This window comes from Neoaquamicrobium microcysteis (assembly GCF_008180155.1).
GTDB classification, from domain to species: Bacteria; Pseudomonadota; Alphaproteobacteria; order Rhizobiales; family Rhizobiaceae; genus Aerobium; species Aerobium microcysteis.
Map to the genome: position 1 here is coordinate 277,206 of NZ_VSZS01000062.1, position 10,373 is coordinate 287,578.

Annotated in this window: 12 protein-coding genes and 2 tRNA genes; 7 read left to right on the forward strand and 7 right to left on the reverse strand. The window is 63.5% G+C overall.

Annotated features, from left to right (window positions below):
* Nucleotides 1–17: 17 nt before the first annotated feature.
* Complete coding sequence (locus tag FY036_RS11910) at nucleotides 18–515, reverse strand: hypothetical protein (protein WP_148914945.1); 498 nt, start codon at nucleotides 513–515, stop codon at nucleotides 18–20.
* A 138-nt stretch (nucleotides 516–653) separates the two neighbouring features.
* Here FY036_RS11910 and FY036_RS11915 point away from each other — a divergent pair, with 138 nt between their 5' ends.
* Entirely contained in the window at nucleotides 654–2,315 is a 1,662-nt protein-coding gene (locus FY036_RS11915; RefSeq protein ID WP_148914946.1) for a winged helix-turn-helix domain-containing protein, read from the forward strand.
* Nucleotides 2,316–2,368: 53 nt separating this feature from the next.
* Here FY036_RS11915 and FY036_RS11920 read toward each other — a convergent pair.
* Nucleotides 2,369–2,444, reverse strand: a tRNA-Val gene (locus tag FY036_RS11920).
* 246 nt (nucleotides 2,445–2,690) lie between these two features.
* Here FY036_RS11920 and FY036_RS11925 point away from each other — a divergent pair.
* Nucleotides 2,691–2,767: transfer RNA gene (locus tag FY036_RS11925), tRNA-Asp, on the forward strand.
* A 77-nt stretch (nucleotides 2,768–2,844) separates the two neighbouring features.
* On the opposite strand, the gene FY036_RS11930 is transcribed toward FY036_RS11925, so the two are convergent.
* Genes FY036_RS11930 through cobS form a run of 3 tightly spaced genes read right to left on the reverse strand, consistent with a single transcriptional unit; the run spans nucleotide 2,845 to nucleotide 4,925 of the window.
* Nucleotides 2,845–3,090 (reverse strand): hypothetical protein, encoded by a 246-nt coding sequence (locus tag FY036_RS11930; protein WP_148914947.1) that lies wholly within the window; start codon nucleotides 3,088–3,090, stop codon nucleotides 2,845–2,847.
* Between the two features lie 28 nt (nucleotides 3,091–3,118).
* Nucleotides 3,119–4,144 (reverse strand): nicotinate-nucleotide--dimethylbenzimidazole phosphoribosyltransferase, encoded by a 1,026-nt coding sequence (gene cobT / locus FY036_RS11935; protein ID WP_148914948.1) that lies wholly within the window; start codon nucleotides 4,142–4,144, stop codon nucleotides 3,119–3,121.
* Nucleotides 4,145–4,154: 10 nt separating this feature from the next.
* The gene (cobS, locus tag FY036_RS11940; RefSeq protein ID WP_148914949.1) at nucleotides 4,155–4,925 is read right to left on the reverse strand and encodes an adenosylcobinamide-GDP ribazoletransferase; all 771 of its coding nucleotides are present in this window, start codon (nucleotides 4,923–4,925) and stop codon (nucleotides 4,155–4,157) included.
* Nucleotides 4,926–5,123: 198 nt separating this feature from the next.
* On the opposite strand from cobS, the gene cobU reads away from it, so the two are divergent.
* The gene (gene cobU / locus FY036_RS11945) at nucleotides 5,124–5,645 is read left to right on the forward strand and encodes a bifunctional adenosylcobinamide kinase/adenosylcobinamide-phosphate guanylyltransferase (RefSeq protein ID WP_201744747.1); all 522 of its coding nucleotides are present in this window, start codon (nucleotides 5,124–5,126) and stop codon (nucleotides 5,643–5,645) included.
* 39 nt (nucleotides 5,646–5,684) lie between these two features.
* Here the strand turns inward: cobU and cbiB are convergent, their stop codons facing one another.
* Complete coding sequence (gene cbiB / locus FY036_RS11950) at nucleotides 5,685–6,674, reverse strand: adenosylcobinamide-phosphate synthase CbiB (protein ID WP_148914950.1); 990 nt, start codon at nucleotides 6,672–6,674, stop codon at nucleotides 5,685–5,687.
* A 207-nt stretch (nucleotides 6,675–6,881) separates the two neighbouring features.
* Here cbiB and FY036_RS11955 point away from each other — a divergent pair, with 207 nt between their 5' ends.
* The gene (locus tag FY036_RS11955) at nucleotides 6,882–7,898 is read left to right on the forward strand and encodes a glycoside hydrolase family 25 protein (RefSeq protein WP_148914951.1); all 1,017 of its coding nucleotides are present in this window, start codon (nucleotides 6,882–6,884) and stop codon (nucleotides 7,896–7,898) included.
* A 63-nt stretch (nucleotides 7,899–7,961) separates the two neighbouring features.
* Here the strand turns inward: FY036_RS11955 and FY036_RS11960 are convergent, their stop codons facing one another.
* On the reverse strand, nucleotides 7,962–8,822 hold the full coding sequence (locus FY036_RS11960; protein ID WP_148914952.1) for an EF-hand domain-containing protein: 861 nt from the start codon (nucleotides 8,820–8,822) through the stop codon (nucleotides 7,962–7,964).
* A gap of 168 nt (nucleotides 8,823–8,990) precedes the next feature.
* On the opposite strand from FY036_RS11960, the gene FY036_RS11965 reads away from it, so the two are divergent.
* The 3 genes from FY036_RS11965 to FY036_RS11975 form a co-directional block, all read left to right on the forward strand.
* Complete coding sequence (locus FY036_RS11965) at nucleotides 8,991–9,689, forward strand: BA14K family protein (RefSeq protein ID WP_148914953.1); 699 nt, start codon at nucleotides 8,991–8,993, stop codon at nucleotides 9,687–9,689.
* Between the two features lie 84 nt (nucleotides 9,690–9,773).
* On the forward strand, nucleotides 9,774–9,977 hold the full coding sequence (locus FY036_RS11970; RefSeq protein ID WP_148914954.1) for a hypothetical protein: 204 nt from the start codon (nucleotides 9,774–9,776) through the stop codon (nucleotides 9,975–9,977).
* A gap of 285 nt (nucleotides 9,978–10,262) precedes the next feature.
* The coding region (locus tag FY036_RS11975; protein ID WP_148912787.1) for a GTP-binding protein at nucleotides 10,263–10,373 on the forward strand (111 nt) is incomplete at its 3' end.

Genomic DNA, 10,373 nt, shown 5'->3' on the forward strand with positions numbered 1-10,373 from the left:
GTTGCCGATCCGCACGTTCAACGGCGGTTAGAGCGCCGACCAAACGGGTCAGTCACCTTTTGCCAAGATGTTCCCGCAACGGGGGAGCGACCACGCATGCCCGGATAGGGACGGAGTTCGGCATCGATGAGGAGCAACTGCAAACGGCGCTTCCATGCCGGGTCCGTGCTGCTCCAGGTGTCGAAATTCAGCACTACCTCGCCGCCGTCCTCGGCCAGCAGCCAGGTTCCGCTGACCGTTTCCATCATGGGAAGGGAGACTGAGGCGGCAGCGTGCCGCTGCTCGTCAGGGAGTGTTTCCAATATGGCAGACGACGGAGCCGATGGACGCACTGAAAACAATGCGAAGCGACCTTCCAGCGTAAAGACAAGTAGCGCCCAGCTCGTGTCGGCCGCGTTGGATGCGGAGGGCTTCCAGACGCCGACAAGAGCTTCGCTCGCCACGATCGGAGGCGTGCAAACCAGCGTCGCCGTAAGGGCAAACACTGCGGCCAGAGCGCTTGGCGTGCCGCGCATTGTCTACTCCTTGAAAGATGTGTGAAGCAACGGGCGCGAGTTTGCCTGGGCGCCGCAGCGCCGTCCTGTAAAAGGGCTGATATTTTGCTGAGGATCGGATAGAATTTGCACGCCCTGTTCGCAGGCGGGTAGCAAAAGATGATGAAGACCGTCGCACGTAGCTACGCATTCGGTCCTTTCGTGCTGAATCTCCAGCGCATGGCGCTGCAGCGGGACGGGGTTGATCTTGGTCTTCGGCCGAAGGCGTTTGACGTGCTCAGACACCTTGTCGAGCGGGCCGGGACGCTTGTGACAAAAGACGAGTTGATTGCTGCCTCGTGGCCGAACGTCATTGTAAGCGACGATGCGCTCACCCAGTGCGTCCGCGACATACGAAAGGTTATCGGCGGCGATTATATTCGTACCGTGGCGCGACGTGGCTACCTTTTCGCCGGCGATGTAAGCACTCTGGACCCAATCAAGAGCCGTCGCGAGCGCCGCTCAACCGGTGTCGCCGCCCCATTTATGGTCGCCCTGCTGGTAGCCTTTGCAATCGTTCTGGGGGCCGGCGCTCTTCGATCGAGGGAGCCTGCGGCTCCAACAAGCCCGTCGGTTGCGGTGCTGCCTTTTGACGACATGGGGGGCGATCCCGAACTGGCCTATTTCGGAAGAGGTGTCAGCGAGGACATCATCACAATGCTTGCGCGTGTGCCGAACTTGACCGTTGTCGCGCGCAACTCGAGTTTTCAGTTCGAGGGGCAGCTGGTCGATATACGCCGGATCGGCGAGAACCTCGGTGCGACGCACGTTCTGCAAGGCAGCGTGCGAAAGGATTCCGACAGGCTCCGGATCGTCGCGCAACTGACCGACGCCCGGACAGGCAAGAACGTCTGGGCGGAGCGCTTCGACGGCACTGGAGGCGATGCCCGCGCTTTGCAGGACGAAATCACGCAGAAGATCGTGGCGGCACTGGCAGGCACCGCGGGCACGATCGCGCTGCTTCAGTACCGCGACGCCTGGGGCAAGGACAGCGCGAACCTTCAGGAATACGACTATGCGCAGCGTGTCCTCGCGCGGATCGCGCAGGGGACGCCGGAGGCGTTGGAACTTACAGACGCCATGCTGCGGGAAGGCTTGGCGCGATACCCCAACTCGAGCCTTCTCAAGGCACAGGCGGCGGGGTCCATAATCTGGCGCTTTGCAAGGGGTTGGAGTGACAGTGACGACCCATGGAATGAGATCAGGAAAGCCGGGGAACTGGCCCGGGAAGCGCGGGCCGACCCGACCGCCTCGCCGATGATGCGGATGAACGTCCACATTGTCATGGCCTATGTGAACATGGTCGAGCAAAGGTTCGATCAGGCGGTGGCCGAGGCACAAGCGGCTATAGCGCTTGCCCCTTACGACGGGCGCCTGATTTACTATCTGGCCGAGATACCTGTCGTCGCTGGCCGCCCTTCGCTGGCGCTGGCGTGGATCGAGCGGGCGAGGGCACTGTACCCTCCGGATGACCCCAGGCAGCAGGAGCTTTCGAGCATGGAGGCCTACGCGCTTTTGCATGCTGAAGGACCGATCGCTGCCTTGGAGGTGCTCGACAGCATCCGGAGCAGCGACGACGTGGTCCTGCGCACGACCTATCTGCTGCGTACATATGCCTTGGTCCTGCTCGGGCGCCTAGACGAGGCAAAAGCGGAAATCAGGAAACTGCGGGACCACGATCCGACGTGGTCCCTCGCGACACATCGCAAACGCTTCTTCTATACGGACACTTCCGGCCCGGACTCCCAAATAGAGGCACTGGCCGCTGCCGGCCTACCATAGTCATGACGATTCTGTGTCTTGGGGAAAGGCGATAAGGCCGCGGCTTGCGATAGTGGTGGGCGATGACGGACTCGAACCGCCGACATCCTCGGTGTAAACGAGGCGCTCTACCAACTGAGCTAATCGCCCTACGGCGGCGACGTGTAAGCGTTCGTCGGTCGTTTCGCAAGCCAAAAAGGGGGAGATCGGGCTTCCGCCCAAGCGCCGCTGGGTCAGCCGACGGTCGCCGCAACGGCGCCGGTGATGCTGCGACACAGAGGCACGTCGAGCCGTCGCAAGTTTGTCGAGAAACGACCGTCACCGCGCTTGACACTAGTCGGAGAACCGCTTAATTCACGCCCCACAACGAACGCCGCTGCGGCGAAACGTTGGTGCGCGGGTGTAGCTCAGTCGGTTAGAGTGCCGGCCTGTCACGCCGGAGGTCGCGGGTTCGAGCCCCGTCACTCGCGCCACTTTTCAACCGCTTGGCCGGTTTTCCTCATCTTATGAATTAATGGTGCTGCTGTTCGGCAGCGTGCTCGCAGTCCAATCACGGCTTGTAGTGGGTCGGGTTGCAAACCATGTCGAACACATTGGGGCGAGGCGGAGGAAGATCATCGGCTTCGCCGCCATATGCCCGGCATTCCTGGCCGATTGAAGCGGTAGCCAATGCAAGAAGGAAAGATAGCAACAGCGCAAGGCTGATCGGCACGCGGGACATACCAAGATCGTAGGTATGACCTCCACCGGTCGCCAATAAAATAGCGTTGCGATCTGTTACGGCTTTTGCGGCCAACGCCTCCCTGTCTCCGGCTCCGCGACGGTCAGGCCGGCGGACTTCCCGATACACCTGCCTCAGCAAATGTCGCCATGCCGGCATGACAGGCGAGCGCGCCGCGCAGCACGTTTACTGCCAGACATGCGCCGGAGGCCTCGCCAAGCCGCATGCCAAGGTCGAGCAGCGGAGAGAGATGCAGTGCCGCCAGCAGCTTGCGGTGGCCAGTTTCGGCCGAAACATGCCCTGCGAGCGCGTGCGCCAGTCCTTCGGGTGCCAGCTTCGCCAGAGGTGCTGCGGCTGCCGACGCGACGAATCCGTCGAGCATCACCGGGATGCCGTGCAGCCTGGCCGCTAGCGTCGCTCCACAGATCGCTGCCAGTTCGCGTCCGCCGACGCGCCGCAACGCTTCGATCGGGTCGCCCAGTGCAGCCCCGTGCCGGGCCAGTGCGGCGTCGACCGCCTGTGCCTTGCGGCTCAGGCCGGCGTCATCAACGCCGGTGCCTCGTCCTACCCAGTCGACGCCTTTGCCTCCAAACAGGGCGGCGGCGAGGGCCGCCGCTGCCGTCGTATTGCCGATGCCCATTTCGCCGACGCATACAAGATCGGATGCTGGGTCGACGGCGGCCATCCCGCTCGTCATGGCCTCGACAAGTTCTGCCTCGTCCATTGCCGGTGCCTGGGTGAAATCTGCGGTCGGACGGTCAATGTGAAGCGGGATGACCTTGAGGCTCGCGCCGGCGTGCCGCGCCAGCTGGTTGATGGCAGCCCGACCGGAGGCGAAGTTTGCCACCATCTGCGCGGTCACTTCGGCGGGGAAGGCTGAGACTCCGCGCGCGGTCACGCCGTGCGAGCCGGCAAAGACCAGCGCCTCCACCTTGTCGAGGTGAGCTACGACGTTGCCCTGCCAGCGAGCCATGAAGACGGCGATGTCCTCCAGACGGCCGAGGCTCCCCGGTGGCTTGGTCAGCGTCGTCTGCCGGGCGGCTGCAGCCCTCGCGGCCTCGTCGCTGCCCGACGGCAGGTTCTCGCAAAGCCCGCGAATGGCATCGATGGATGTGGGTAAACCGGTCATTCTTCGTCTTTCATGCAAGCAGGGAGGCAGCGGCGACCAGCACGGCGATCTCGCCCCCTTGCTGGAGCGCTCCGAGTACGTCGCCCGTCTGACCGCCGATCTGGCTCGTCGCAAGTCTTTCGAGCGACAGGAAAACAACCGCGAGCAGCAGGGTTGCGATCAGAGCAAACCAGAGCCCGCAGATGACGAGCGCCACCATGCCGATAGCGAGCGCTACGAGGGCGGGGGCAGGGTCCGGGCGGCCGACATCCGCCGACAGGCCGTAGGAACGAGCCGGCGGCACCCGCAGCATGAAGGCCGGCACGAGCGCCCGCGAGGCCGTGTGCGCTGCGACCACCACAAGCAGCATGACAAAGGGCGAGGCGGCCGCCAGCGCTGTGAGCGCTCCCCAGCGCGCCAGCAGGGACAGCATCAGCGCCAGGGCGCCATACGTGCCCAACCGGCTGTCCTTCATGATCTCCAGCTTGCGTTCGCGGTCCTGCCCGCCGCCGAACCCGTCGGCGACATCCGCCAGCCCGTCCTCGTGCAGTGCGCCCGTGAGCGCGATGCCGATCGCAAGTGCGAGAGCCGCAGCGATCGCGGCGGGCACTGAAAGCGCCAATGCCAGCCACAGGGATACTCCTGCCACCATGCCCGCCACTGCGCCGGCGACGGGAGCGGCCCAGTGCGCATCGGCAAGGCTCCGTCGGTCGCCTGCCGGCACGGGTATCCGCGTATAGAAGCCGATACAGGTGGTGACATTTTGCAGAAGTGTATCGGCGGGCGGCACCCGGCCGGTCATGAATTCGCTCCGCCGGATCGGGCGGGCTGCGTGTAGCTCTGGCCTGGCTGCTGCAACGCTGTTGCTCCCGTGTCGGCTGTTCTTCGTCGCTCGTCTAGCCAAACCACATTGCGCGGCTTGCGCGTTGCGGCGGTCGGCGATTGCGATAATGTGACCGAGTCGATGGTTTGCGGGAAGTCCGGGGGTCTCAACTGCGTGATGGTCGGGGACCTTCCTCATTCACTGACGTTCGTTCTCGGCGGCGCGCGTTCCGGAAAGAGCCGCCATGCCGAGAAACTGGTTTCCGCGTTTCCAGCACCGTGGACCTACATTGCAACGGCGGAAGCGTTCGATGACGAGATGCGCGAGCGCATCGAGCATCATCGTGCGCGCCGGGATAGCGGCTGGCTGACCCTCGAAGCCCCGCTCGACCTTGCAGATGCGCTGGCGCGCGTTGCGGATGGCCAACCCGTGCTGGTGGACTGCCTGACCCTTTGGCTCACCAACGTGATGCTGGCCGAACTCGACGTAGAGGCCGAGACACGGCGACTTGCGGAAACCATCTCACGTCCTCGCGGTCCGTGGTTCGTCGTGTCGAACGAGGTGGGGCTGGGTATCGTGCCGGACAATGCGCTGGCGCGACGCTTTCGCGATGCGGCCGGGCGGCTCAATCAGATGGTCGCGGCAAGGGCGGATCACGTGCTCTTCATGGTGGCCGGGCTGCCGATGACGATCAAATGAGCGGTCAACTCCGCAAACCGGCGCGGTCACAATCCGCATTCAGGCGGCTGCCGCGAAGGTGTTGCCGGAAAGCAGGGCGAGACCCGCCAACAATCCCGCAAGCGCGATCAGCAGTCCGTCGGCGATCGCATAGAGCTTCAGCGCGCGGCGGATATCGGCGGCGTTTGCCTCCCGACGCCCGCCTTCTCCCATGAAGAGGTCGTCGACCAGGACGCCGCCGTAGGAGCGCGGACCGGCCAGAGCCAGCCCCAGCGCGCCGGCCATGGCGGCTTCCGGCCAGCCGGCATTGGGTGATTTGTGGAACCTCGCATCACGCCACATCGCGCGCCACGCATCGCGGGCGGAGGCTCCAGGCATGAGCGCTGCGGCCGTCACGATAAGCAAGCCGGACAAGCGCGAGGCGGGCAGGTTGACGAGATCATCGAAGCGGGCGGCGGCCCAGCCGAAGGCGAGATGCCGGGGCGTTTTGTGTCCGATCATGCTGTCAGCGGTATTGACCGCCTTGTATGCGATCCCACCGGGCAGACCGGCCGCACCAAGCCAGAAGGCGGGGGCGACGACGCCGTCCGAAAAATTTTCGGCAAGGCTCTCGATCGCGGCGCGCGACACGCCAGCCTCATCCAGACTTTGCGGATCGCGGCCGACGATGCGGGAGACCGCCAGGCGGCCTGCGTCCAATCCCCCGTTTTCGAGCGCCATGGCGACGTCCTCTACATGCGATGCGAGGCTGCGCTGGGCCAGCAGGCTGCTGGCAAGCACTGCAAGAACGACGAAACCTACCCAGCCGACGAGAAGCTGCTCCAGCAGGAGGCCGGCGGCCGCTGCCAAGAAGACAAGTATCGCCAGCGCGGCCACACCCGCTCGCTTCCTCCTCGGAATCGACCACGTGTCGCGATTGAGGCTTCCCTCCAGCGCGACAACAAGACGGCCGATCCATGTGACAGGATGGCCTACGGCGCGGAACAAACCTTCGGGATAGCCGAAAGCGCGCTCGACCAGCAGGGCAATGAAGAGGAGAAGCAGGCTCATTCAGACTGGGGCAGGGGCGTTGGAATCGATGTTCTTCCTAGCCTCTTGACCGTATTGGGGGAACTGCCTGCCGCCAGCTTTCGCCGGGCAACATGGTTAAAGCTCGGATTCAGTGATTGTTGGTGATTTTCCGTTAAGCCTGATTCCGGGTGGGCTCATAGGGATCACCCGCACGCCTTCAACCCCCTGTTTCGCGTATGAGTTGTGATGCGTCCGATCCACCTTTCCGCCGCGCTTGCCGCATTCCTTGCCCTTGCCGGGTGCTCGACCGGCTCGACCGTTGACGCGTTGCAGAGCGTCGCTCCATCGCGAGAGACGACCGCTTCGATCGTCAGGCCCGTGATGCCTCAGGCCGCAGTCGGCGCGTCGGTCGCGGGCTATCCAGACTCGTCGCCCGCCGCGATCTCCGCACTTGCAGAACCTGATGCGGTGAATACGTCGGCGCTCCAGCAGGTTGCCATGGTCGCCCCTCAGAGGCCTTCCGCGCCGCCTGCCTCCGGACCGCGGCCGCAGGTCATGGCGCAGCGCTTCAGCGACTCCAAGCCGATGGACTTCGGCAAGGTGACCCCGCAGCACCACCTCGTCCACGGCGTGGACGTGTCGCGCTGGCAGGGTACGATCGACTGGGTCAATCTGCGCAACCAGGGTGCCAATTTCGCCTTCATCAAGGCAACCGATGGCGGCGACCATCTCGATCCGATGTTCCGCAAGAACTGGGACGGAGCCGCGCAGGCCGGCATCAAGCGCGGCGCGTATCACTTCTTCTACTGGTGCCGCACCGGCAAGGAGCAGGCAGATTGGTTCATCCGCAACGTACCGCGCGAGGCCGGCGCCTTGCCGCCGGTGATCGACGTGGAGTGGAACCATCAGTCGCGCTGCAAGCAGAAGCTGTCGCCGAAGCTGGTGCGTGACAAGATGCAGGCATTCATGGACCGCGTGGAAGCATATTACGGGCAGAGGCCGATCATCTACGCCACCCCCGACTTCTACGACGACAACCTGAAGGGTCACTTCAAGGATTACCCGTTCTGGCTTCGCTCGGTCGCTGCGCATCCGTCAAAGCGCTACCCGAATCGCGACTGGGTTTTCTGGCAGTATTCCGGCACCGGATTGTCCAAGGGCCTGAAAGGCGAGATCGACCTCAACGTCTTCCAAGGTGACGCTGCCGCCTGGCATCGCTGGCTCGCGAAGAACACCTACGGTGCACAGGTGGCCCGTAACTGATCCAACGCATTTCTCGACCTGGAAGACCCCGCCGGCGGATGTCGGCGGGGTCTTTCGTTTTCGTTAGTCGCGTTTGCCGTTGCGCTTGCCGGCCCAACGGGGCCGGTCGTCGCTCGTGACGACGCCGTCGTCATTGCGATCCATGCGGGTGAAGAAGGCCTGCGCGCGCTCGGCGACATTTGCCGTGAACTCTTCCGCCGTGAGTTCGCCGTTACCGTCGGCATCAAGCGTGTCGAAGCGGATAGCTGCGCGTTCCTGCATCAGGCCGGAGAAGGCTTCGAGGTTCGCTCCCTCCCGCATGAGTGCACGAAACTGGGCATGCATCTGCCGCATTTCCTCGGGCATTACAGCACGGCGCTCCGCCCGTCGCTCGCGGTGCTCTGCGCGCTGCTGGCCGCGTTGCGCGAAGCGCTCGCCACGCGCCTGCATGGCCGCCTCGAACTCCTGCGGGGAAATCATGCCGTCGCCGTCGCTGTCCATGCGCGCGAAACGCTCCGCGGTGCGTTCGCTCCGCCGCTCCGCCCGTTGATCGGAATTCATGCGCTCGCCTTCGCCACGACGTTCGGCCCGCGGGCCATCGCCGCGATGCCGTCCCCAGCCATCGCGGCCGGAACGCTGAACGATTCCCTGCTCGTCAGGGTTCATGCGTTCGAAGCGACCCTGAGCCTGCTCGTCCGCTGCGGCAAGAAACTCGTCTCGTGTGACGATGCCGTCGCCGTCGGCGTCCATCGCCTGAAACTGCGCGGAGGAACGCTCCTGCATGAGGTTGGCAAGGTCGCCGACATTCATGCCTTCGCCTTCCAAGAGCGCACGCATCTCTGCGCGCAGATCCCCACCACGCTCCTGGCTTTCGGATGTTTCGGCATGGGCATGGATGACGGCTGAACCGGAGGCGAGCACGGCAGCGATGATAAGTTTCTTCATGGCAAAGGATTCCTCGTTTCGATGTCCCTTGCGGCAACTGTGCCTGTGCCAACATTACAGGTGGCTTGCCGCCGCATTAAATCGCGGTAATGGGCATGCCTTGCGCGAGCGGACGGAACCGCATCCCCTGCTTTGCATTCTCTCTGCACGTGGAGAGAGGAGCGGGTTGTGATAGCAGTTCTTTCGGTTCTAGGTGGTTTGATCGTCTCCTTCGGCATGTTCGTGGGCGGCCTGATGTTTGCGACGATGGTGCTCATGGTAGAGCCCGAAGAGCGCCCGGGTCCGGGTGTCGATGTTGCAGAGGTTTGGACTAACGAGCCTCGCGTCGTCGATGTGGCTGACCAGAGTTTCGAGCGGATAGGGACTGTCGTAGAACCCCGGTCGGCGAGTGAGGCGGTCGAACCGGGCGTAGACGACCTGACGACTGCCGCGTTGCCGTCGGTAAGCGATGCCGTCGTGCTGGAAGATGCGGTTTTCCAGGATGCTGAGGTGCAGTATGACGCTGCATCGCAAGAGCTGATTGTCGCGCATGTCGACTGGTGCTCAAGCCGCTACCGTTCCTACAACGCCGGGGACAACAGCTATATCGCCTATAGCGGCGGCCGACGCACCTGCATCTCCCCTTATACCGAACAGTTCGAGGCTGGCGGAGCAGACCTAGAGGTCGTCACGTCCGAAGACGGGTTCGGCGAATATGCCGAGGCGGCCGCGTCCGGATCGTCGTCTTACGGTGAGACACAGCACGATGCATATGCCGATTTCGCGTCCGACCATGTCGCCTACTGCTTCGATCGCTATCGGTCATACAGGCCGGAAGACAACACCTACCAGCCGTTCGGCGGCGGGCCGCGACGTCAGTGCCAGTAGATTTTTGACGATAAGGGGCCGGAGGAAACTCCGGCCCATTTTGCGCGTTGTCTGATGCGCGCTTCCGCGCTGGAGACCAGTGTGATGGCAAAGACCGCTTCCCAAAAGACTCTTTCGAAGACCGGAACAGAGGCCGGACGCAGCCTGCGGACCGCCGCAGCCAAGGAAGAAAAGAAGGTCGAGGCCCGGAAGGGCAGCGACTTGAAGAAGGGCGCCGAACGTTTCGAGGAGCGCGCGGAAAGCGCGAACGGCAAGGGCGCAAAAGCCTCCGGCGCGAAAAAGAAATAAATTCGTCAACGGTCCGCGCTGGCTCGACCGTTCTTCCAGACAGACGCCCGTCGCGGGTGGAACGCGAGATGCTTCAGGCATGCGCGCGTTGTCACGCTTGGGTTGCGCGGGGTGACGAAGGATGGGTTGCTGATGGCCGGCCACCTTCTTAAGCGCCAATGGGACGCGCCCCGACCGCTTCTGCCGACCTGTGGAGTTGGGTGAGGGGCTTGTCTTTTGCGGCGTCAGCCGCTAATCGCCCGCATCTGAAATCCAAACGCATCCACGCGCCAAAGGGAAGTTGCAATGGCCAAAGGTAAATTTGAGCGTAACAAGCCGCATGTGAACATCGGCACGATTGGTCACGTCGATCATGGCAAGACGTCTCTGACGGCGGCGATCACGAAGTATTTTGGC